The organism is Rhodococcus sp. MEB041 (assembly GCF_030208955.1).
Taxonomy (GTDB): Bacteria; Actinomycetota; Actinomycetes; order Mycobacteriales; family Mycobacteriaceae; genus Rhodococcoides.
In genome coordinates, this window is sequence record NZ_JARVSZ010000005.1 from 61298 (window position 1) to 83888 (window position 22591).

The window sequence follows — 22591 nt, forward strand, 5'->3', positions numbered from 1 at the left end:
CATCAGCGAAGTTCTCCGGCGATGTCGGCCGAGGCGAGCATCAGCACCAGCGCGGGCACGACGGTGCGTGCGGCGAGCCGGTAGTCGCCCCGGCCGTGCTGCTCGACGATCCGCGCCGAGGTGAGGGTCTTCAGATGGTGATAGAGCTGACCGACGGACGACAGTCCCACCGCCGCCTGGAGATCGGCGGCGACTGCTGGACCGCGCAACAGTGCGCGGACCACGGCGAGCCTCACGGGGTGGCCGAGCGCCGCCAGCACCTCGACCGCCCGGTCGGGAGGAAGATCGAGCACGGCGTCGGGCACGTACTCGATGGACCAGGTGACGTCGCCGGCCAGATGGACGTCACCCGAGTAGGACACGAGGCCCCCGGTGGACGCCGCCGTCTGTCGGGGGTCCCCCTCGAGCGCCGCGACCCGAGCCTCCAGGGCTGCGACGCGTGCCTCCAGCTCGCTCACGAGATGCAGGCTAGCCGCCCCACTGTCGCCGGATCCGCCGCGGCCTCGAGGAGCAGCGTCTGATGCTGGGTCAGGTTCGTCGTCGCGGACTCGTACTCGGCTGCGGTCAGACCATGGTTCAGCCACACCACCACGGCGGGGGCGCCGTCCGCGCGGCGGAACTCGAAGCCGTGCGTGAGAACTCCGGGCAGATTCCCGCCCTTGAACCCCATGGCCACGAACCCGGCGTCCGCAGGCGGGTCCTGCCATTCGAGGTGGCGCCTGACGGTGTCGACCCCCGAGCCGTAGGAACCGTCGGCGACGGCGGTGTGGAATCGCGCGAGCTCGGCGGCCGTCCCGGTCGGGCCGAACCGATCGAAGTAGGTGAGGAGTTCCGTCTCGCCGCGCGGTCGCGCAGTCGTTCCGTAGGTCGCGCGGAAGTCGGCGTCGAACGCGAACCGCTGTGCGAGCGACCACAGATCGTCCGTGTCGACGGTCGCGTCGAGGGCGCCGAGCGTGACGCCGACGAGGGTGGGTGGTGTGAAGTCGCTCCACCCGCCCGCTGCGGCGGCGTCCCGCAACGCGTCGTCGCCCAGGCGGTACCGGAGGTAGTCGGGCACTCCGTTGTCGCTCTCACGCACCATCGCGGTGACCATGTCGTCGAGCCGCACCGTTGCGGCCGGATCCGTCGGCGATGTTCCGTCGTTCGCGATGCCGAGGCGATTGAGAGCCGCGATGTGGACACCGCCGTCGGTGCCGGGTGCGTACCACCGCTGCCAGTCGGCGACAGGGATGCGTTCGTCCGGGTCCAGCGTGCCGTCGGCAACCGCGCGGGCGTAGGCACCGAGGTGTACGACCTTCACGGCGGAGGCGAGGGGGTGCGGCGTGTCCGCGTCGTGCTCGGCGGTGTGTCCGAGACCGTCGTCCACCGCGAAGGACACCGATTCGGGGTGCTGGGCGGCGAAGCCGATCCAGCCGTCGGGTGTGGTCATGTCCGCAGCGGGGGCCGGTGCGCACGTCGTGGTGGTCGTCGGCTGGGCCGTGCTCGGCGGTGCGGACGAGCACCCGGCCAGCAGAATCGACGCCGCGGTCACGGCGGTGAGAGTGCGCATCATCGGTTCTCCTCGAGTCGCATCGTTCGGCTATTCCGTAATTCCGGAAATTACCATAGCGCGAACGGGTGCGCTGGTCCAGAGGTCGTGGCCAGTACGCTGCTCTCGTGCGAGTACTCGTCATCGGTTCCGGAGCCCGTGAACATGCCCTGCTGATCGCCCTGGCGGCCGACCCCGAGGTGAGCGCGGTGATGTGCGCCCCCGGCAACGCCGGCATCGAGACCGTCGCCCAGACGTACCCCGTCGACGTGGCCTCCGGGGAGGCCGTCGTGTCGCTCGCTCGCGAGCGCGGCGCCGATCTGGTCGTCATCGGCCCCGAGGTACCGCTGGTGCTCGGCGTCGCCGACGCGGTGCGCGCGGCCGGGATCGCCTGCTTCGGTCCGTCCGCCGCCGCCGCCCGGATCGAGGGTTCCAAGGCGTTCGCGAAGGACGTCATGGCGTCGGCCGGGGTCCGCACCGCGACCAGCGAGGTGGTGGACACGCCGGCACTGCTCGATGCCGCCCTCAACCGCTTCGGGCCGACGTGGGTGGTGAAGGACGACGGACTGGCCGCGGGCAAGGGAGTCGTCGTCACGCAGGACCGCCTCACCGCGCGCGCTCACGCCGCCGAGCTCCTCGAACTCGGCCATCCCGTGTTGCTCGAATCGTTCCTGTCCGGCCCGGAGGTGTCGCTGTTCTGTCTCGTCGACGGCGAGACCGTGGTGCCGCTCCTGCCCGCTCAGGACCACAAGCGCGTCGGAGACGGCGACACCGGGCCCAACACCGGCGGGATGGGCGCCTACACACCGTTGCCGTGGTTGCCCGACTCGATGGTCCAGCGCATCGTCGACGAGGTGGTCGCGCCCGTGGCAGCGGAGATGGTGGCACGGGGTTGCCCGTTCACCGGCCTGCTCTACGCGGGCCTCGCGGTGGACGGTGAGGGCCCCGCGGTCATCGAATTCAACTGTCGCTTCGGTGATCCCGAGACCCAGGCCGTGCTCGCACTGCTCGACTCACCGCTCGGTGCGGCGCTGTACGCGGCATCCACCGGAACATTGGCGGACCTGCCGCCGCTGCAGTGGAAGCAGGGTTCGGCGGTCACCGTCGTGCTCGCCGCCGAGAACTATCCCGGCCGACCGCGCACCGGAGACGCCATCACCGGCGCCGAGAACCCCGGCGTGCTGCACGCGGGGACGGCGCACGGCAGGAACGGTGGCCTCGTGTCGGCCGGGGGCCGCGTGCTCAGCGTCGTCGGCACCGGGGCCGATCTCGCCGCCGCCCGCACCGAGGCGTACGACATCATGGCGCGAGTGTCGTTGACCGGCGGCCACTTCCGCACCGACATCGGACTCTCGGCCGTCGAGGGCCGGATCTCGATCCCCTCCTGACGATGGTCGAGGAATCCGCGCGCTCGCGTATCGAGCCGTTCCGCGTCATGGACGTGTTCGCCGCTGCGGCGCGCCGCCAGGAGACTCACGGCGACGTCGTGTCCCTCGCGGCCGGACAGCCGTCCACGCGTGCGCCCGGGCCGGTCCTCGCTGCCATGCGCACGGCGCTCGACGACGACGTGATCGGCTACTCCGAGACGTTGGGTACCGCGCGGCTGAGGGCGACGATCGCCGCCTACCTGTCGACGCGATCGCAGGTCGTCATCGAGGCCGAGGACGTCGTGGTGACCACCGGGTCGTCGGGTGCGTTCACATTGCTGTTCCTCGCGGCGTTCGACGCCGGCGACACCGTGGTGATGGCGCGACCCGGTTATCCCGCGTATCGCAACACGTTGTCCGCGTTGGGGTGTCGCGTGATCGAGCTGGACTGCGGCGAGGACGTGCGCTTCCAGCCGACGGTCGCGATGCTCGATGCGCTCCCCGAACCTCCGAAGGGACTGATCATCGCCAGTCCGGCCAATCCGACCGGCACGATCATCGATCCCGACGAGTTGGCCGCGCTCGCGCGATGGTGCGACGAGCACGGCACGCTGCTGATCTCCGACGAGATCTACCACGGCATCTCCTACGGCGACGTCGAGTGCCGGAGCGCTCGGGAGTTCTCGGACGGCGCCGTCTCGATCGGATCGGTCTCGAAGTACTTCTCCATGACCGGCTGGCGTCTCGGCTGGATGGTGCTCCCGCGTTCGCTCACCCGAGCGGTCCAGCGGCTGGCCTCGAACATGACGGTGTGTCCGCCGACCGTCTCGCAGCTCGCCGCGGTCGCCGCCTTCACGGACGAGTCCCTCGCCGAGTTGGACGGTCACGTGCGGCGGTACGCCCGCAACCGCGAGGAACTGCTCGGCGGTCTCCGTGATGCCGGTATCACCCGGCTCGCTCCCGCGGACGGCGCCTTCTACGCGTACGCCGACATCGGGCACCTGACGGACGATTCGTTCCGGTGGTGTGCCGACACCCTGGACGAGACCGGCGTGGCCGTCGTCCCGGGTGCGGACTTCGACACGGTGCACGGTCACCACACGGTGCGCTTCTCCTTCGCCGGTGCGACCGAGGACATCACCGAGGCGCTGCGTCGGCTCGCCCCGCGACTGCGGTAGTGGGCTGCGCCCCCGTGCGCCCTTTGCGCATCCAGGGATACGCAAAAGGCGCACGGGGGAGAAGCGCCGGTGGCAGCATGTGTACGCATGTCGACCGGCTCCGCTCCCCGCTCGACGCCCAAGGGTCGGCGTCGGCGCGAGGCCCTCATCTCGGCCGCAGCGGATCTTCTGCTGGCCGGAGGGTACGACGCCGTGCGGCACCGGAGCGTCGCGGCGAGGGCCAGGCTTCCGCTGGCGTCCACGACCTACTACTTCGACTCCCTGGACGACCTCGTCACGCACGCCGCGGAACTGAACGGGGTCCGTGAGATCGCGATGATCCGCGACCGGATGACCGCATTCGCGCCGGCTGCGTTGGACACCGCGGACACGGTGGACCTGGTGGTGGACCTGCTCGTGGGTCCGGACGACGGCGACGAGGTCCGGCGGGACCTGATGGTGGCGCGCTACGAGCGGGTGCTGGCTGCGGCGCGGCATCCGCAGCTGCAGGAACTGCACTGCCGGCTGCGTGGTGAGCTGGAGGACATGCTGTCCGACGTGCTGTCCGCCGCGGGTCGGCCCACCGACCGTGACCACGTCCGCCCGCTCCTGGCCCTCGTCGACGGTGTCGTGATGGGCGCGTTGGGTGAGAATGGGGCGGACCTGCGGTCACGCGTGCGGGACGTCCTGCTGGATGCGGTGGACCGTCACGCGCCGTTGTCGCGGGAAGTCCGGAGGACGGTCGCGCAGTAGAGGCGCAGTCCGGAGGACGGTCGCGCAGTAGAGGCGCAGTCCGGAGGACGGTCGCGCAGTGGAGGGACCGTAAACTGGCCGCTCGTGAGCCGTATCCCGAATGTCCTCGCCCACCGTTACGCCAGTCCCGACATGGCCCGTCTGTGGTCACCCGAGCACAAGATCGTGCTCGAGCGTCAGCTGTGGATCGCCGTGCTCCGAGCGCAGGCCGATCTCGGTGTCGACGTCCCGGCGGAGGCCATCGCGGACTACGAGCGCGTGGCCGACCGGGTCGATCTCGAGTCGATCGCGGATCGCGAGCGGGTCACTCGTCACGACGTGAAGGCGCGGATCGAGGAGTTCAACGCCCTTGCCGGCCACGAGCACGTGCACAAGGGTCTGACCAGCCGCGATCTGACGGAGAACGTCGAGCAGCTGCAGATCCTGCGGTCTATGGAACACGTGTACGGGCACGGCGTGGCTGTCGCGGCGCGTCTGGCCGAGCGCGCGGCCGAGTACACCGAGGTGGTCATGGCCGGCCGCAGCCACAACGTCGCGGCGCAGGCCACGACGCTGGGCAAGCGGTTCGCGTCGGCTGCCGACGAGCTGATGGTGGCGTTGACCCGGCTCCGGGAGCTGATCGACCGGTACCCGCTGCGCGGCATCAAGGGTCCGATGGGGACGGCCCAGGACATGCTCGATCTGCTCGGCGGCGACGCCGACAAGCTCGAGACCCTCGAACGCGCAGTGGCGCAGCATCTCGGTTTCGCCCACGTCTTCACGAGTGTCGGCCAGGTCTACCCTCGTTCCCTCGACCACGACGTGGTGTCGGCGCTGGTGCAGGTGGGTGCGGCGCAGTCCTCCTTCGCCCACACGGTGCGCCTGATGGCCGGACACGAGCTGGTGACCGAGGGTTTCCAGCCGGGTCAGGTGGGCTCGTCGGCCATGCCGCACAAGATGAACACCCGGTCCTGCGAACGCGTCAACGGCCTGCAGGTGATTCTGCGCGGCTACGGGTCCATGGCCGCGGAGCTGGCCGGCGCACAGTGGAACGAGGGCGACGTCTTCTGTTCCGTCGTGCGTCGTGTCGCGCTGCCGGACGCATTCTTCGCCATCGACGGGATGATGGAGACCTTCCTGACCGTGCTCGCAGAGTTCGGTGCCTATCCCGCGGTGATCGCCCGCGAGCTCGATCGCTATCTGCCCTTCCTGGCGACGACCAAGGTGCTCATGGCCGCCGTACGTGCGGGAGTCGGTCGGGAAACAGCCCACGAGGCCATCAAGGAGCATGCCGTGGCCGTCGCTCTCGCGATGCGGGAGCAGGGGAGGGAACCGGACCTCCTCGACCGACTCGCGGCCGACGAGCGGTTGCCGCTCGACCGCGCGGCACTCGACACGGCGCTGGGGGATCGGTCGGCGTTCATCGGCGCCGCGCACGCGCAGGTCGCTGCGGTCGTCGCCGCGGTGCAGACACTGGTCGACGCGAACCCGGAGGCGGCTCGGTACACACCGGCTCCCATTCTGTGATGTGAACCGTGACGACGGGGCGGTCTCCCGGTGGAAGTGACGGCCGTCAGACCCTACGGTTCGTCATGTGAGCAAAGTTGTCGTCATCGGAACGGGTTACCTGGGCGCCACGCACGCTGCGTGCATGGCCGAGATCGGACACGACGTCCTCGGGGTCGATGTCGACCCGAGCAAGCTGGCCAAGCTCGAGGCGGGGGAGGTGCCCTTCTGGGAGCCCGGCCTCGAGGAAGTGTTGCAGCGCAACATCGCAGCGGGCCGCCTGCGCTTCACCGCGTCGTACGCGGACGCTGCAGCGTTCGGTGACATCTTCTTCCTCGCGGTGGGCACGCCGCAGAAGAAGGGCGAGTACGCCGCTGACGTGACGTACGTGAACTCGGTGGTGGAGAACCTCGCACCGCTGATCACCGGACCCGCTGTCCTCTTCGGCAAGTCGACGGTCCCCGTGGGCACGGCGGAGCGACTCGGCACTATGGCCCACGCGCTCTCGCCGGCAGGCGAGGACCTCGAGGTGGCCTGGAACCCGGAGTTCCTGCGCGAGGGTCACGCCGTGGAGGACACGCTGCACCCGGACCGGCTGGTGCTCGGGGTCGACCGGAACCGTCCTCGGCGCGCGGAGGAGGTCGCCCGCGAGGTCTACGCGCCCCTGCTCGCCGAGGGGATCCCCTTCATCGTGACCGATCTGGCCACCGCCGAATTGGTCAAGACGTCGGCCAACGCATTTCTCGCTACGAAGATCTCGTTCATCAATGCTATTTCCGAGGTCTGTGACGCGGCAGGCGCCGATATCACCGTTCTGGCCGACGCAATCGGTCACGACGATCGAATCGGACGCAAGTTTCTGAACGCCGGGATCGGTTTCGGCGGAGGTTGCCTACCGAAGGACATTCGCGCATTCATGGCTCGTGCCGGTGAGCTGGGAGCCGATCAGGCGCTGACGTTCCTGCGCGAGGTCGACAACATCAACATGCGTCGCCGCACCGGCATGGTCGAGGTCGTGCGCGACACCGTGGGAACTCTGCTGGGAGCTCAGGTCGCGGTGCTGGGTGCAGCCTTCAAGCCCGACTCCGACGACGTCCGCGATTCGCCGGCTCTCAATGTCGCTGGGCAACTGCAACTTCAGGGTGCCGGTGTGACCGTGTACGACCCGAAGGCCAACGACAACTCGCGCGCGCTGTTCCCCACGCTGGGGTACGCGAGCTCTGCGCTGGAGGCGTGCGCGAAGGCCGACGTGGTACTCGTGCTCACCGAATGGCGTGAATTCCGCGAGCTGGTTCCCGCCGATCTGGAGGGCGTGGTGCGAGAACGCAGAATCATCGACGGACGCAATTGCCTCGACGTGAATATGTGGCGTTCTGCCGGGTGGCACTATCGCGGTCTCGGACGACCCTGAGTCCGACGAAACGACAGTCGACAACGCCATTGATACACTCCTGCCGAATATCGGTCCGAGAACGAGCAGAGGATTGTCGTGTCGAATGAGCTCGGTGGAACCACGACGGCACGGCGACGGCGGGTCCCGATCTGGGTGTGGATCGTGGCCGTCGTCCTCCTGGCTCTGGTCGCGTGGTTCGGGTGGACCGTCTACACGGCGTACAAGGGGCTGAGCTCCGCCCGTGACGATGCACTCGCGGCACGGTCGGCGATCCTGGCCGGCAACGCGGACGAGGGTCGTGAGCGCGTCGCGGACGCGACCGCCGCGTCGACAGATGCGCTGGATGCGACCGAGTCGCCCATCTGGAAGGCCGTCGCCGCCATTCCGGGTGTGGGCTCCCCTCTCGATGTCGTGGGTCCGCTCACCGGACTCGTCCACGACCTCACGACCGAGGTCCTGCAGCCCGCGGTCGACGTCGGTGCGGTGCTGAACCCGAGTGAACTGCGCGCCGACGACGGCACGATCGATCTGGGTGCGCTGCGCGAGGCGTCGCCGACCCTCGAGCAGGTGTCCGCCTCGGCGACCGCACTGAACCAGCGCGCGGAGTCCATCGACACCGACAGTTATCTACCGCAGGTCACCGAGGCCGGTGATTCGCTGAAGGCGCAGTTGAACGATCTGTCCGGGTTGCTCACCAACACCAGCCTGGCGTCGAAGATCCTCCCGGACATGCTCGGCGAGAACTCACCCAAGAGCTACTTCCTGGCGTTCCAGACCAATGCCGAGTCGCGCGGTACCGGCGGGCTCATGGGTGGATTCGCCATCATCGACGCGGACCGGGGCAAGATCTCGCTCGACGCACTGGCGAAGAACAGCGAGCTCGGTGCCCTCTACGACCCGATCGATCTGGGGCCCGACTTCGCCAAGGCGTACGGCAACCAGTACAACGCGACGGCCAACTGGCAGAACGCGAATGTGAGTCCTCACTTCCCGTACACGGGGGAGATCCTCCGGTCGATCTGGCAGCAGGAGTCCGGTCAGTCCGTCGACGGTGTGCTGGCGACCGACCCGGTCGCGCTGAGTTACATCCTCGGCGTGGTCGGCCCGGTGACTCTCGCCGACGGCGAGCAGGTCACGTCGGACAACGTGGTGAACCTGACGCAGTCGGAGGCGTACTTCCGCTTCGCCGACGACAACCTCGCGCGCAAGGACTACCTGCAGCAGATCGCGGCACGCGTCTTCTCCAAGGTGGAGGGCAAAATCAACGATCCTGCGGGACTTCTCGACGCCATCGGACGTGGCGTCAGCGAGGGCCACACCGCCGTCTGGAGCGCGGACCCCGCGATCCAGAGTGTGCTCTCCGGAACCAAGATCGCGCACGAGGTGCCGGACGATCCCGCGCCGTACGCCGCGCTGGTGGTCAACAACGGCGCCGGTGGCAAGCTCGACTACTACCTCGAGCGAGACATCACCTACACCGCGACGTCCTGCGAGGGGGACACCCGGACGACCCAGATCACCGCCTCCGTGACCAACACGGCTCCGCCGCAGGAGTACCCGACGTACATCGCCGGACGTCAGAACGAGACGACCGCGTACGAGGGTCCCCCCGGAACCAATCGATCGGTGGTGTCGGTCTTCACGACGACGGGATCGACGCTGACGAAGGCGTCGATCGATGGGCAGCAGGTGTTCGTGCTCACCGGGCAGGAACGGGGCCATCCGTTCTTCTACACGCCGTTCGTCGTCGAGCCGGGGCAGACCAAGACCCTCGTCCTCGACCTCGTGGAGCCGACGGCGCCGGGTGCTGCGCGGGTGCCGCTCCAGCCTGCGACGCTCCCCGGCACCGCCACCGTCGACGTGCCGGACTGCTCGGGATCCTGACGCGGCTCTCGTGAGATCGTGACGCGCTGGTCACAGCTGTCTGTGACCGGCCCCATTGCACTCCACCGCCAGGCATGGTTAGGCTCGCCTTACAGTCGCTCGATTTCCCCGAGCGTGCCGCAGGCGAGGAGGTCCGATGTCGACAGCGTTCGAACTCGACGCCGCGACGCTCGATGCGGAACCCGGCTTCTATCCGGCGTCGGTGCTGTCCACGACGGCGATCTCACCCAGCATGGTGCGCATCGTTCTCGGCGGCCCGTGGGTGGAACGGTACGTCGGCGTCGAGGCACCGGACGAGTGCGTGACCGTGTACTTCCCGCCCGCCGTCGACGACGTCCTGCCGCCGATGACCTGCTGTAAGGGCGTGTGGGGCTACCACGACGCGGCGACGCGGCCGGAGTGCCGCAACTACACCGTCCGCATGCGCGACGACGACACGCTGACCATCGACTTCGTCCTGCACGAGAGCGGCGTCGCGTCTGACTGGGCGCGGCTGGCGCGCCCGGGCCACAGCGTCGTCCTCTCGCGCCCCCGCTCCTGGTACCGGTGTCCCGAGGACGCCGCGTGGCAACTGCTCGTGGCGGACCAGACGGGTCTGCCGGCCATCGCCCGAGCACTCGAACAGGCACCGGCCGGGCTGCGGACCCACGTCGTGCTCGAGGTCCTCGACCCCGCCGACATCCAGTCGTTCGACACGGCGGCGGACGTCACCGTCGACTGGCGCGTGGGTACCGGCAACGGTGTGATGCCGAGTGTCCTCCCCGATGCGGTCGCGTCGTACGAGCGTTCCGCGGGCTCCGGATACGTGTGGTTCGCCGGTGAGGCGGGCGCGTCCCGCGCGGTGCGCTCCCACGTGCGCAAGCAGTGGGGCATGAGCACCCGTGAGTGCTCGGTCATCGGATACTGGCGCGAGCGCGCCGAGGAGTGGCTGGCCTCCTACAAGCGGTACGAGGCGATGGCACTCGCGGGCTACAAGCGCGCTCTGCGCGAGGGCAAGTCGGAAGCGCAGGCGCAGGAGGAGTTCGAGGCACTCCTCGAGCGCGTCGGCCTCTAGCTCTTCTCGGGATCGGCGATACGGCCACCGGGCATCGCGAGCGCGGCGATCAGCAGCAGGACCGCTCCGCCGATCACCGTGTAGAACACGATGTGCAGACCGTCGCCGAGTTCGGTCGGCGATGCGTCGTCTCCGACGGTGGCATTGACGATGGCCCCGCACACCGCGATGCCGACGGCGCTGCCGAGGTTGCGGGCGAACGTGTTGGTGGAGGTGACCACTCCGCGCTCGGACCAGTCGACACTCGACTGCGCCGCGATGAGCGCAGGGCCCGCGATCAGCCCCATCCCGGCTCCGATCACGAGGCACCCGACGCAGATCTCCCACACCGACGACGTCGTGGTCCATCCCAGTGTGAGCAGCGAACCGGCCGTGACGATCGACCCACCGATGACCGCGGTGCGCCGGAACCCGATGCGCAGATACACCCGACCCGACTGTGACGACATCAGCGGCCACGACAGCAGGAGCGGTGCGAGGGTGAAGCCGCCCGCCAGTGCGCTCAGCCCCAGTACGCCCTGGACGAACGTCGGGACGTACGTGGTGAGCGTGAGCACGACGGCGCCGATGACGGCGCCCACGGCGCTCGTGGCGACCAGGACGCGACGCGTCAGCACCCACAGTGGCAGCACGGGGGACGCGACGCGTCTCTCGACGAGCACGAAGGCGGCGAGCCCGGCCACTCCGACGGCGAATACCGCGACACTCGCTCCCGACGTCCACGCCCACGATTGACCACCCTCGAGCAGCCCGAGGATGAGGGCGCCCGCGCCGACGGTGAGCAGCGCGGCGCCGACGTAGTCGATGCTCTGCCGCGTCGACGGCCTCGCCGTCTCGTCGAACTTGCGGATCAGCATCACCGCCGCGACCAGGCACAGCGGGATGTTGACGAAGAAGATCCAGCGCCACGAGAGGAACTCGGAGAAGATGCCGCCGAGACTGGGACCCACGATGGACGACATCGCCCACACGCTGGCCAGATAGCCCTGCGCCTTCGCGCGCTCGCGCACGGTGTAGATGTCGCCGGCGATCGTCTGCACCATCGGTTGGATCGCGCCCGCGCCGATGCCCTGGATCGCCCGGGCGACGATGAGGGCGGGCATGCTCCAGGCGATCCCGCACAGCACCGAGCCGATCGCGAAGACGGCGATGCCGAACAGGACGAGACGCTTGCGGCCGAAGAGATCCGCCAGCTTGCCGTAGACCGGCACGGTGACGGCCTGTGCGAGCAGGTAGATCGAGAAGAGCCACGGGAACTGGGAGAAGCCGCCCAAATCGTCGACGATGGTGAGGACGGACGTGGCGATGATCGTCGAGTCGAGGGCGACGAGCGAGTTGCAGAGCATCAGCGCCGCCAGGATCGGGCCTCGTTCGGACCGGAATCCGACCTGCACCCTGTCCGTCGTCGTCACCCGCCACGCTCCTTCGTTCGCCTCGGTACCGAGGGTCCCTCCGAACACTGCCAGACACCGCCACCACCGCGATGCGCGGCACGACTACGCTCGAACGTCGTGCGCCCCTCTCTCTCGCAGTATCCCCATCTGGCGGCCGGCAAGGTCCGCGACCTGTATCGCATCGACGACGACCATCTGCTCTTGGTGGCGAGCGACCGCATCTCCGCGTACGACCACGTGCTGTCGACGCCCATTCCTGACAAGGGTCGCGTGCTCACCGCGATGAGCGTGTTCTTCTTCGACACTCTCGGCGTGCGCGATCACCTCGCCGGAGACGCGGAGGATCCGCGGATCCCGCAGGAGGTGCTCGGCCGCGCGCTGGTGGTGCGCGCGCTGCGCATGGCGCCGGTCGAGTGTGTCGCCCGTGGCTACCTCACCGGGTCCGGGCTGCTCGACTATCGGGAGACAGGCGCGGTGTGCGGCGTTCCGCTCCCGGACGGTCTCACCGAGGCGAGCACGCTCCCGGAGCCGATCTTCACCCCCGCCAGCAAGGCGGCGATCGGCGATCACGACGAGAACATCGACTTCGATTCCGTGGTCGCCCTGGTCGGAGCCGACACGGCGGACAAGCTGCGCTCGGCGACGCTCGACATCTACGCGCGCGCCGCGGAGTTCGCCGCCGGACGCGGAATCATCCTCGCCGACACCAAGTTCGAGTTCGGTGTCGACGACGACGGCGAGGTGGTCCTCGCCGACGAGGTGCTGACTCCCGATTCGTCCCGGTACTGGCCGCTCGACGGCTACACCGAGGGGCAGGCGCAGCCGAGTTTCGACAAGCAGTTCGTCCGGGACTGGCTGACCGGTGAGTCCGGATGGGACCGCCACGGCGACGCACCGCCCCCGCCGCTGCCCGACGACATCGCCGACCGCACCCGGTCGCGTTACGTCGAGGCGTACGAACGACTCTCGGGTCTCTCCTTCGACGATTGGGTACGACCGTGACCGACATGCAGACGCACGACGCACAGCAGACGACACCACCGATCGCCAAGACCGTTCCGCACACGCGCACCCACCACGGTGACGTCGTCGTCGACCCGTACGAGTGGTTGCGGGAGAAGTCGGATCCCGAGGTCGTCGCGTACCTCGAGGCGGAGAACGCCTACACCGAGGCGCAGACGGCCCACCTGGAGCCGCTGCGCACGGCGATCTTCGACGAGATCAAGTCGCGCACACAGGAGACCGACCTGTCGGTGCCCACGCGCCGCGGACTCTGGTGGTACTACGGGCGCACGCTCGAAGGCAAGAGTTACGGCATGCAGTGCCGCTGCCCGGTCGCCTCGGTGGACGACTGGACGCCGCCCGCGCTCGAACCGGGTGTCGAGGTCCCCGGCGAGGAGATCGTCCTCGACGCCAACGTGCTGGCAGAAGGACACGACTTCTTCTCGCTCGGCGCATTCTCCCTGAGCGACGACGGACATCTGCTCGCGTACTCCGTCGACACGGCCGGCGACGAGCGGTACACGTTGCGCATCAAAGATCTTCGTACCGGGGAGCTGTTCCCGGACGAGATCGAGCAGACCGCTCCCGGAGCGACCTGGTCCGCCGATCAGCAGTACCTCTTCTATCAGACCGTGGACGACTCGTGGCGGCCCGACAAGGTGTGGCGACACCGGATCGGGTCGCCCACGTCCGAGGACGTGGTGGTCTTCCACGAGCCGGACGAGTCCTACTGGGTCAGTTTCGGATCCACGCGCAGCGAGAAGTACCTCGTGATCTGGGTGGGGTCGAAGGTCACCACCGAGGGCTGGTACCTCGATGCGCAGGATCCGACGGGCGAGTTCCACGTGATCCTGCCGCGCAGGGACGGCGTCGAGTACAGCGCGGAGCACGCCGTGGTCGCGGGCCGCGACCGGTTCCTGATCCTGCACAACGACGTCGTCGACGGAGTGAAGGCGGAGAACTTCGTCCTGGCCGACGCGCCGGTGGAAGACCCGTCGGACATGACGATTCTCCTGGAGCACGCCGACGACGTGCGGCTCGAGGACGTCGACGCGTTCGCGCACCACCTGGTGCTGTCGTACCGCCGGGAAGCCGTGCCGCGCATGGCCTTGTGGCCACTGCTCGACAGCGGCTACGGCGAGCGTCACGAGCTCGAGTTCGACGAGGAACTGTTCTCGGTGGGTCTCGGCTCGAATCCGGAGTGGGACGCACCGCTGCTGCGTTTCGGCTACACCTCGTTCATCACGCCCTCGCGTGTCTACGACTACGACCTGTCGTCCGGCGAGCGCATCCTGCGCAAGTCGCAGCCGGTGCTCGGCGATTTCGACCCGACGCGGTACACCCAGACCAGGGAGTGGGCGACGGCGGAGGACGGCACGCGAGTGCCGCTCTCGGTGATCAAGCGCGTCGACGTCGAGGTGTCCGAGGGCGGCGCGCCGACGTTGCTGTACGGGTACGGCTCGTACGAGGCGAGCATGGACCCGGGCTTCTCGGTGTCGAGACTGTCCCTGCTCGATCGGGGCATCGTGTTCGTCATCGCGCACGTGCGCGGCGGCGGGGAGATGGGCCGCCTCTGGTACGAGGACGGCAAGATGCTGCACAAGAAGAACACGTTCACCGACTTCGTCTCGTGCGCACGGCATCTGATCGACACCGGGGTCACGTCTCCCGATCGTCTGGTGGCCGACGGTGGCAGTGCGGGCGGCCTCCTCATGGGAGCGGTGGCCAACCTCGCACCCGAACTGTTCGCGGGCATCCTCGCCAACGTGCCGTTCGTGGATCCGCTTACGTCCATTCTCGACCCGTCGCTGCCGCTCACGGTGATCGAGTGGGACGAGTGGGGAAACCCGCTGGAGGACAAGGACGTCTACGACTACATGAAGTCGTACAGCCCGTACGAGAACGTGGCGGAGAAGGACTACCCGGCCGTCCTGGCCATCACCTCGATCAACGACACGCGCGTGCTCTACGTCGAACCCGCGAAGTGGATCGCCGCTCTGCGGGTGAAGAACACCGGCAGCGAGCCGATTCTGCTGAAGACCGAGATGAGTGCCGGGCACGGCGGGGTCAGCGGGCGATACGAGAAGTGGAAGGAGATCGCCTTCGAGTACGCGTGGGTGATCGAACGCACGGGTGCGATTGCCACGGGTGGCCGCGATACGGCAAGCTGACGGCGTTCGCCGGGGGGTGGACTGCAGCGAATGACGGTCGGGGGCCGCAGTGAGTGAACGTCGTGATGTCGAGTTCGTGTCCGGGGACGCCACCTGTGCGGCGTGGCTGTACCGTCCGGCCACACCGAGCGAGCGGCAGCCGATCGTCGTCCTCGCTCACGGTCTCGGCGGTGTCCGCGAGATGCGGCTCGACGCGTACGCCGAGCGCTTCACTGCTGCCGGCTACGCGTGCCTGGTGTTCGACTACCGCCACTTCGGCGCCAGTGGCGGCGAGCCACGGCAGCTCCTCGACATCAGGCTCCAACTCGAGGACTGGGCGTCGGCCATCGCGCACGCCCGCACGATCGACGGGATCGATCCGACCCGAGTGGTGCTGTGGGGGTCCTCGTTCGGCGGTGGCCACGTCCTCGAGGCCGCCGCTCGGGACGGCCGGGTCGCCGCGGTGATCTCCCAGTGCCCGTTCACCGACGGGCTCGCGTCGGCCCTGGCCACGCCGCTGAGCACGACGCTCAGGATCACCCCGCTCGCCGTCCGGGACATCGTCGGATCGCTCCGAGGCAAGCCTCCCGTGATGGTGCCGCTCGCCGCGGAACACCGTGGTGTCGCACTGATGGCCAGCACCGATGCGCTCGACGGGTACCTCGGTCTGCAGCCCCCCGGTTCCGCCTTCTCCAACGAGGTGGCGGCTCGGTTCGTACTCGCCATCACCCGGTACTTGCCCGGCCGGGCGGCGAAGAAGATCACCGCGCCGGTGCTGTTCTGCGTGTGCGATCCGGACACCGTCGCACCGACGAAGGCGACCCTGCGCCATGCGGCGAAGGCGCCTCGCGGACAGATCGAGGTGTACCCGTACGGCCACTTCGAGATCTATGTCGGCGACCCGTTCGAGCGCGTGGTGGCCGATCAGATCGCGTTCCTGGAGCGCACGGTCCCGCTGGGCTGACTCACCGCCAGCGGTACCGCACCTGGGGCCGTCCGGCCCTGCCGTACTCGGTGTGCCGCTCGACGAGCCCGTCGTCGGCGAGCCGTTCGAGATAGCGCCACGCCGTCACCCGGGAGACGCCGACGGCCTTGGCTGCCTCGGAGGCCCCGAGTCCCTCGGGCTGTGCCCGCACGCTGTTCGAGATCTCGGTGAGTGTCGCCGGAGCGATGCCCTTGGGGGAGGCGGCGCGCTCGTCCGCGGTGCGCAGAGAGGCCATGGCGCGGTCGATGTCGCGTTGACTCACCGCCGACTCGCCGTCGCGCAGGGCGCTGCGAAACTCGCCGTACCGTTCCAGCTTGTCCCGGAACGCCGCGAAGGTGAAGGGCTTGAGCAGGTACAGCACCACCCCGTGCGCGACGGCGTTGCGCACGACGGCGAGGTCGCGCTCGGAGGTGATGGCGATGACGTCGGGTCCGGGGCGCAGTCCACCGAGTGCGGCGGCGACGTCGATGCCGTTGGCGTCCGGCAGCCCGATGTCGAGCAGGACCAGATCGAACGGCGACCCGTCGGCGATGGCCTTGGACGCCGCGCGCATGGCGCCCGACGCGGTGTGCACCATCGCACCCACGGTGAAGCCGGGGACACGACCGACGTAGCTCGAATGGGCTTCCGCGATCAGGGGTTCGTCCTCGACGATCAGCACGCGGATGGTGGTGTCGTCGGGACCGGGTGCCTCACTCATGCGGGATGCTCGCGGTGACGACCGATCCGTAGGTCGTCTCCGACGTCAGGGTCCCGTGATGGCGTTCGACCACCTGGGTGACCAGCGCGAGACCGAGGCCCCGCGAGCCGGACTTGGTGGAGTAACCGCGGGTCCGTGCTCTCGCCAGGGCGTCCGCGTCCATTCCCGGTCCACTGTCCGCCACCTGGATCACGAGGTCCGTCTCGCTCTCGCGCACGGTCACCTCCACCCACGGCTCGTCCGACTGCTTCGCTGCATCGATCGCATTGTCTATCAAATTTCCGGCGAGAGTGACCAATTCGCGTCGGTCGAAGGACTCGGTGTCGGTGAGGGCGGTGTCCTCGGTGACCGTGAGCTCGACGCCCTGCTCGGCGGCCTGGCTCACCTTGCCCAGCAACAGTGCTGCGACCGCGGGTTCCTGCACCGTGCTCATGAGCCGGTCGATGAGGTTCTGCGACAGCTCGAGTTCCTGGGTGGCGAACTCGACCGCCTGCTCGGTGCGGCCGAGTTCGACCATCGTGATGACGGTGTGGAGACGGTTCGCCGACTCGTGCGCTTGCGAGCGCAGCGACTCGGCGAAGGACGTCATCGAGTCGAGTTCGCCCATGACACGCTGCAATTCGGTGTGATCGCGCAGCACGGTCACCGTGCCGAGCCGGCGGGACCCGTGCAGGACGGGGTCCTGGGTCACCACGAGGACACGCGTCGTCGTCAGGTGCATCTCGTCGCGAACGGCGGTGTCGCCCAGTCCGCGCAGCGATTCCGGAAGGCGCTCGCGCGTCACGGGACCCTCGGGCAGGTCCAGCAGCCGCCGCGCCTCGTCGTTGACCAGCTCCGCCTCCGAGTCGTCGCCCCACACCACCAGCCCCTCGCCGATGGAGTGCAGGACGGCGTCGTGGTGCTCGTACATGCTGCGCAGCTCGTCGGGCGCGAGCCCGAGGGTCTGACGACTGAGCCGCCGATTGAGTAGATACGACGCCGCGAGGGCCACGCCGAGTGCCGCCGCGATGATGCCGAGGACTGCCGGGAGCCCGGCGACGAACTGACTGGAGATCTTCTGGCGGGTGACCCCGGCGGAGACGAGCCCCACGACGCGGCCGTCGTCGAGCACGGGCGTGACGGCGCGGATCGACGGTCCCAGAGATCCGCGGTACGTCTCGGTGAACGTCTCGCCGGCGAGCGCCCGGTCGATCGTGCCCGTGAACTGCCCGCCGATCAGCTCGGTGGTGGTGTGGGTGAAACGCGTGCGGTCGGGCGACATGACGACGATGAAGTCCATCCCCGTCGCGATGCGCACGCGCTCGGTCACCGGTTGCAGCGCGGCTGTGGGATCCGCACTCGCGAGTGCGGTCACCGTGGACGGGGCAGTCGCGATCGAGACGGCGATGTCGACGACCTCCCGGCGGATGCTCTCGTCGCTGTCCCGGCGGGCGTCGACGAGGGCGAGAGCGCCGCCGAGCGTCACGAGGAGCACCACGACCGCGAGCTGGCCGACGAGGAGCTGCCGCGCCACACTGCGGCGACGCCGGGTGTTCGTGCTGCTCACGGGGTTCCTCCGGGTTCGACTGTTCTGCTCACGACGTGCGCGTGACCGCTGTACACATGAACGAAATGAACTCATTGGTGACTCGGGTCACGCTCATGGACCACCATTCCATTCAGACAAGCGTGATCCACCTCACGCCACGATCGTAAGGACAACCATGACCGCCAGCATCGACGCCGAACCGTACGACGCGACCCCGCCGCCCAAGAAGAAGCGGGACAAGACCCACTGGCTCTACATCGCCGTGATCATCGCCGTGATCGGCGGTGTCATCGTCGGTCTCGTCGCACCCGAGGTCGGGTCGAGCCTCGGCGTGCTGGGCACCATGTTCGTCGATCTGATCAAGATGATGATCAGCCCGGTCATCTTCTGCACCATCGTGCTCGGCATCGGGTCGGTCAAGGCCGCGGCCAGCGTCGGCAAGGTCGGCGGCCTCGCCCTCGGTTACTTCATCACGATGTCCACCTTCGCCCTCGCCATCGGCATGGTGGTCGGCAACCTGATCCAGCCGGGAACCGGCCTGAACATCGAGCCGAACTCCGGCGCTGTCGGCAAGCTCGTCGAGACCGCGGAAGGTGCCGGCGGCACGCTCGACTTCATCCAGGGCATCATCCCGACGTCGCTGCTGTCGTCGCTCACCGAGGGCAGCGTGCTGCAGACCCTCTTCGTCGCGCTGCTCGTCGGCTTCGGCCTGCAGGCCATGGGCAAGCAGGGTGAGGGCATCCTCCGCGGCATCGGCTCGATCCAGAAGCTCGTCTTCCGCATCCTGGCCGGCATCCTGTGGCTCGCCCCGATCGGTGCCTTCGGCGCCATCGCCAAGGTCGTCGGTGACACCGGCTTCGAGGCCGTGGTCCAGCTGGCCACCCTCATGCTGGCCTTCTACCTGACCTGCACCATCTTCGTCTTCGGCATCCTCGGCACGATCCTGCGCTTCGTCTCTGGCGTCTCGATCTTCAAGCTGGTCAAGTACCTGGCCCGTGAGTACCTGCTCATCGTCGCCACCTCGTCCTCCGAGTCGGCCCTGCCGCGCCTCATCGCCAAGATGGAGCACGTCGGAGTGCAGCGCACCACGGTCGGCGTCGTCGTCCCCACCGGCTACTCCTTCAACCTCGACGGCACCGCGATCTACCTGACGATGGCCTCGATCTTCATCGCCGACGCCATGGGCAACCCGCTCGGACTCGGCGAGCAGATCTCGCTGCTCGTCTTCATGATCATCGCCAGCAAGGGTGCGGCCGGCGTCTCCGGCGCCGGCCTCGCCACGCTCGCCGGTGGGCTGCAGAGCCACCGCCCCGAGCTGCTCGACGGCATCGGCCTCATCGTCGGCATCGACCGGTTCATGTCCGAGGCTCGCGCCGTCACCAACTTCTCGGGTAACGCCGTCGCCACGATGCTGGTCGGCACCTGGACGAAGACGATCGACAACGAACGCGTCAAGGACGTCCTCGCCGGCAAGCTCCCGTTCGACGAGACCACGATGGTGGACGACGGGCACGGAGAGGCCCGCGATCCGGAAGCCAAGCCCGACCTCGTGAAGAACTAGCACCGCACGCACCGACCGAGAGCGGGCGCATCCTCCACACAGGGAGGGTGCGCCCGCTCTCGTGCTCACGGGTTACCGGCCGGTACTGTGAGCCCATGACAGAACTGCAGAACGTCGGCATCAGCACTCTCGGCGGCGCTCCCACCTCGCTCGAGGAGTACAGCGGCCGCGCGGTGCTCGTGGTCAACGTCGCCTCGAAGTGTGGCCTGACCCCGCAGTACACGACGCTGGAGAAGCTGGCCCGCGAGTACGCGGACCGCGGACTCTCGGTCGTGGGCGTTCCCTGCAACCAGTTCGGTGGCCAGGAGCCCGGCTCGGCCGAGGAGATCGAGACGTTCTGCTCCACGACGTACGACGTCACCTTCCCGCTGATGGAGAAGGTCGACGTCAACGGCGAGAACCGGCACCCGCTCTACGAGATCCTGACGCAGACCGCGGACTCCGAGGGGAACGCGGGAGACGTGCAGTGGAACTTCGAGAAGTTCCTCGTCTCGCCGGACGGCGAGGTCGTGGGCCGATTCCGCCCCCGCACCGAACCGGACGCCCCCGAGGTTCTCGCGGCGATCGACAAGGTGCTGCCCGTTCCGACTCTCTGACGTCGCCCGGCGTTCACACGGGACGAGACCGTCGTACACCTCGGTGTGCGACGGTTTCTTCATGAGTGCACGTCTGATCGTGTCCGTGTCCGGTATCCGCGACGAGACCCGCGACGCCGCCGCCGAGTTCGCCGCGGAGATGGATCGCCGCGACATCGAGTTGTCGCTTCTCGTGGCCCCACGGTTGAAGGACAAGTACCGCCTCACGCGCGACACCGAGACGCAGGACTGGCTGCGCATGCGCCGCGATCACGGAGACGCACTGGTCCTGCACGGATACGACCAGGCGGCCACCAAGCGGCGTCGTGCCGAGTTCGCGACCCTCCCCGCTCACGAGGCGCAGCTGCGGTTGCGCGCCGCGGACCGGGTCATGGAGGAGATCGGCATGCGCACCCGCGTGTTCGCACCGCCCCGCTGGGTAGCCTCACCGGGTGCGGTGTCCGCCCTTCCCACGGTCGGGTTCCGTGTCTTCGCCGGGCTCGCCGGCATCCAGGACCTCGAGCGGGGCACCACGGTGCGCGGTCGGGTCCACGGTATCGGTGAGGGCTTCGGCACCGGATCCGGTGGCTACGTCTGGGAGCCCGGGTCCACGGAACCGTGGTGGTGCCGCGCGCTCGTCATGGGTGCCGGCCGTACGGCTCGCCGCGGCGGCGTGGTGCGACTGTCGGTGAGCGCCAAGCAGCTCGGCCGTCCGGGCCCCCGTGCCGCCATGCTCGACGCGGTGGACCTGGCGCGCTTCCACGGTGCGACGTCGGCCCGCTACGAGTGGGTTCCGCGCTCACGCACCGCTGTCGCCTGACCCGGCCGCGACCTGCGCGTCGTACAGGTCGTAGGGATCCGCGATCGGCATCCCGAGGGCCTCGGACAGGGACTCCGCCGACCAGCTCGTTCCCTCGGCATCGGTGTCCACGGCGCCGTCCGAGGTGAGGTTCGACCGGAAGATCCCCGCGGCGGACGCGGGTAGGAAGTCCTCGTAGACAACGGGTTCGAGCCCGTCCGGCGTGCGAAGGTAGTAGGCCAGTCCGCGCTCCGCCATCTCCTGATCGGTGCCGGGGAAGTGCTGCGCCCACTCCCGGGCAGCGGCCTCGTCGGAGAGGCCGTCCACCCGCGCCATAGCGGTGTCGTACACCTCCCGGCCGCGGCGGGTGAGGGCGACGCCCCGTGCCTCCACCTCACCGAAGCGCACGCGGAGCCGATCGGAGAACGTGGCACCGGACGCGTCGCGAAAGAGTCGAGGTTCGGCGAGAGCTCGGAACGACGTCTGGCGCAACAGCACCGGCGGTCCGGCCCACCGAGGGGGTCCCTGGATCCTGTCGATCATCTCGATACCGCGCTCGGCCATGCGGCGGTACAGGTCGTCGATGTCGAGCACCCGCGGCGTCAGGTGGTTGATGTGCGTCGACGACACCCCGCCGATGTCCGCGGCCACCGACGACACGGCTTCGAGCTCGTCGTACCAGGCGCGATCGACGGGCTCCGTGCCGAGTTCGAAAACGGCGACGGCGCCGTCGACGAGCGTGGTGGCCTCCGGTTCCGGTAACCCGCCGTCCTCGGCGGCACGGACCGCGAGGCGCACCAGGTCGGGCGGGACGAGCGTGCGCGCCTCGAGTGCGGTCGAGAGTCGCTGCTCCAGATCGGCGGTGAAGAATCTGCGGTCGTCGACGACGAGCAAGGAGCAGAACACCCGGAACGGGTTGCGGGCCAGCTCGATCGAGTCCACGGGCCGGAACGCCGTGGACACCACCGGTATCGGGGTGGCGGCGTCACGCAGATCGTAGAAGCCGACGGGGTGCATGCCGAATCCCCCGAACAGTCGTGCCACGTCGCGCAACTCGGCGACGGTCCCCACCCGGACGGCTCCGTGCCGTTCCGCCGTGACGCGGTGGAGGGTGCCGAGGCGCTCGGCCTCGGCACCCTCGCGAGCCACCACGTCTGCGTTCACCGCGGTCGCCACCTCCACCAGCGTCGTGTACGCCGGGACCTCACGGCCGTACATCGCCGAGAGGGCGACTGCGAAACGAGCGCGGAGATCGGACGCCGGGATCATGCGACGA

General features: G+C 68.7%; 19 protein-coding genes. 13 read left to right on the plus strand and 6 right to left on the minus strand.

Translation table 11 applies throughout. From position 1 onward, the window contains the following. Positions 1-2 precede the first annotated feature (2 nt). Both QRN16_RS14365 and QRN16_RS14370 read right to left on the minus strand, forming a co-directional pair. Positions 3-458: an ArsR/SmtB family transcription factor gene (locus tag QRN16_RS14365; RefSeq protein ID WP_056446646.1), complete on the minus strand. Its 456-nt coding sequence runs from the start codon at positions 456-458 to the stop codon at positions 3-5. Further along, complete coding sequence (locus tag QRN16_RS14370; RefSeq protein ID WP_285187712.1) at positions 455-1552, minus strand: serine hydrolase; 1098 nt, start codon at positions 1550-1552, stop codon at positions 455-457. The genes QRN16_RS14365 and QRN16_RS14370 overlap by 4 nt, the downstream gene beginning before the upstream one ends. 104 nt (positions 1553-1656) lie before the next feature. Between QRN16_RS14370 and purD the strand changes: the two genes are divergently transcribed. The 7 genes from purD (at position 1657) to QRN16_RS14405 (ending at position 10621) form a co-directional block, all read left to right on the plus strand. Then, entirely contained in the window at positions 1657-2916 is a 1260-nt protein-coding gene (purD, locus tag QRN16_RS14375; RefSeq protein ID WP_285187714.1) for a phosphoribosylamine--glycine ligase, read from the plus strand. Between the two features lie 2 nt (positions 2917-2918). Next, on the plus strand, positions 2919-4073 hold the full coding sequence (locus QRN16_RS14380; protein WP_285187716.1) for a pyridoxal phosphate-dependent aminotransferase: 1155 nt from the start codon (positions 2919-2921) through the stop codon (positions 4071-4073). Between the two features lie 87 nt (positions 4074-4160). Next, on the plus strand, positions 4161-4805 hold the full coding sequence (locus QRN16_RS14385) for a TetR/AcrR family transcriptional regulator (RefSeq protein WP_027504321.1): 645 nt from the start codon (positions 4161-4163) through the stop codon (positions 4803-4805). An 84-nt stretch (positions 4806-4889) separates the two neighbouring features. Continuing rightward, positions 4890-6311, plus strand: a complete 1422-nt coding sequence (gene purB, locus QRN16_RS14390; protein ID WP_285187719.1) for an adenylosuccinate lyase — start codon at positions 4890-4892, stop codon at positions 6309-6311. Between the two features lie 67 nt (positions 6312-6378). Further along, positions 6379-7701, plus strand: coding sequence for a UDP-glucose dehydrogenase family protein (locus tag QRN16_RS14395; RefSeq protein WP_285187721.1), 1323 nt, complete (start codon positions 6379-6381; stop codon positions 7699-7701). A 78-nt stretch (positions 7702-7779) separates the two neighbouring features. Beyond that, positions 7780-9567: a DUF4012 domain-containing protein gene (locus tag QRN16_RS14400; protein ID WP_285187723.1), complete on the plus strand. Its 1788-nt coding sequence runs from the start codon at positions 7780-7782 to the stop codon at positions 9565-9567. Between the two features lie 136 nt (positions 9568-9703). Then, complete coding sequence (locus QRN16_RS14405) at positions 9704-10621, plus strand: siderophore-interacting protein (protein WP_285187725.1); 918 nt, start codon at positions 9704-9706, stop codon at positions 10619-10621. On the opposite strand, the gene QRN16_RS14410 is transcribed toward QRN16_RS14405, so the two are convergent. Then, the gene (locus tag QRN16_RS14410) at positions 10618-12033 is read right to left on the minus strand and encodes an MDR family MFS transporter (protein WP_027504317.1); all 1416 of its coding nucleotides are present in this window, start codon (positions 12031-12033) and stop codon (positions 10618-10620) included. The genes QRN16_RS14405 and QRN16_RS14410 overlap by 4 nt on opposite strands. Before the next feature lie 99 nt (positions 12034-12132). On the opposite strand from QRN16_RS14410, the gene QRN16_RS14415 reads away from it, so the two are divergent. Genes QRN16_RS14415 through QRN16_RS14425 form a run of 3 tightly spaced genes read left to right on the plus strand, consistent with a single transcriptional unit; the run spans position 12133 to position 16131 of the window. Continuing rightward, on the plus strand, positions 12133-13017 hold the full coding sequence (locus tag QRN16_RS14415; protein WP_056446672.1) for a phosphoribosylaminoimidazolesuccinocarboxamide synthase: 885 nt from the start codon (positions 12133-12135) through the stop codon (positions 13015-13017). Positions 13018-13022: 5 nt separating this feature from the next. Continuing rightward, positions 13023-15188: a S9 family peptidase gene (locus QRN16_RS14420; RefSeq protein ID WP_285187729.1), complete on the plus strand. Its 2166-nt coding sequence runs from the start codon at positions 13023-13025 to the stop codon at positions 15186-15188. Between the two features lie 49 nt (positions 15189-15237). Continuing rightward, positions 15238-16131, plus strand: a complete 894-nt coding sequence (locus tag QRN16_RS14425) for an alpha/beta hydrolase (RefSeq protein WP_285187731.1) — start codon at positions 15238-15240, stop codon at positions 16129-16131. A 1-nt stretch (position 16132) separates the two neighbouring features. Here the strand turns inward: QRN16_RS14425 and QRN16_RS14430 are convergent, their stop codons facing one another. Next, positions 16133-16852 carry a response regulator gene (locus tag QRN16_RS14430; protein ID WP_037184018.1) on the minus strand — a complete coding sequence of 240 codons (720 nt, stop codon included), beginning with the start codon at positions 16850-16852 and terminating at the stop codon, positions 16133-16135. After that, the gene (locus QRN16_RS14435) at positions 16845-18398 is read right to left on the minus strand and encodes a sensor histidine kinase (RefSeq protein WP_027504311.1); all 1554 of its coding nucleotides are present in this window, start codon (positions 18396-18398) and stop codon (positions 16845-16847) included. The genes QRN16_RS14430 and QRN16_RS14435 overlap by 8 nt, the downstream gene beginning before the upstream one ends. Positions 18399-18555: 157 nt before the next feature. On the opposite strand from QRN16_RS14435, the gene QRN16_RS14440 reads away from it, so the two are divergent. The 3 genes from QRN16_RS14440 to QRN16_RS14450 all read left to right on the plus strand — a co-directional run bounded on the left by QRN16_RS14440 (position 18556) and on the right by QRN16_RS14450 (position 21336). Next, on the plus strand, positions 18556-19941 hold the full coding sequence (locus QRN16_RS14440; RefSeq protein WP_027504310.1) for a cation:dicarboxylate symporter family transporter: 1386 nt from the start codon (positions 18556-18558) through the stop codon (positions 19939-19941). Between the two features lie 95 nt (positions 19942-20036). After that, positions 20037-20537 (plus strand): glutathione peroxidase, encoded by a 501-nt coding sequence (locus QRN16_RS14445; RefSeq protein WP_027504309.1) that lies wholly within the window; start codon positions 20037-20039, stop codon positions 20535-20537. A 61-nt stretch (positions 20538-20598) separates the two neighbouring features. Next, positions 20599-21336: a DUF2334 domain-containing protein gene (locus tag QRN16_RS14450; RefSeq protein ID WP_027504308.1), complete on the plus strand. Its 738-nt coding sequence runs from the start codon at positions 20599-20601 to the stop codon at positions 21334-21336. Here QRN16_RS14450 and hglS read toward each other — a convergent pair. After that, the gene (gene hglS, locus QRN16_RS14455) at positions 21316-22584 is read right to left on the minus strand and encodes a 2-oxoadipate dioxygenase/decarboxylase (RefSeq protein ID WP_285187746.1); all 1269 of its coding nucleotides are present in this window, start codon (positions 22582-22584) and stop codon (positions 21316-21318) included. The two genes, QRN16_RS14450 and hglS, sit on opposite strands and share 21 nt — an antisense overlap. Positions 22585-22591: the final 7 nt, after the last annotated feature.

Excerpts from the sequence above, each read along its gene's own strand:
- QRN16_RS14420 (WP_285187729.1), top strand. The coding sequence starts at position 13,023 with ATGCAGACGCACGACGCACAGCAGACGACACCACCGATCGCCAAGACC.
- QRN16_RS14445 (WP_027504309.1), top strand. The coding sequence starts at position 20,037 with ATGACAGAACTGCAGAACGTCGGCATCAGCACTCTCGGCGGCGCTCCC.
- QRN16_RS14370 (WP_285187712.1), bottom strand. The coding sequence starts at position 1,552 with ATGATGCGCACTCTCACCGCCGTGACCGCGGCGTCGATTCTGCTGGCC.
- QRN16_RS14405 (WP_285187725.1), top strand. The coding sequence starts at position 9,704 with ATGTCGACAGCGTTCGAACTCGACGCCGCGACGCTCGATGCGGAACCC.
- QRN16_RS14430 (WP_037184018.1), bottom strand. The coding sequence starts at position 16,852 with ATGAGTGAGGCACCCGGTCCCGACGACACCACCATCCGCGTGCTGATC.
- hglS (WP_285187746.1), bottom strand. The coding sequence starts at position 22,584 with ATGATCCCGGCGTCCGATCTCCGCGCTCGTTTCGCAGTCGCCCTCTCG.
- QRN16_RS14450 (WP_027504308.1), top strand. The coding sequence starts at position 20,599 with ATGAGTGCACGTCTGATCGTGTCCGTGTCCGGTATCCGCGACGAGACC.
- QRN16_RS14440 (WP_027504310.1), top strand. The coding sequence starts at position 18,556 with ATGACCGCCAGCATCGACGCCGAACCGTACGACGCGACCCCGCCGCCC.
- QRN16_RS14385 (WP_027504321.1), top strand. The coding sequence starts at position 4,161 with ATGTCGACCGGCTCCGCTCCCCGCTCGACGCCCAAGGGTCGGCGTCGG.
- QRN16_RS14380 (WP_285187716.1), top strand. The coding sequence starts at position 2,919 with ATGGTCGAGGAATCCGCGCGCTCGCGTATCGAGCCGTTCCGCGTCATG.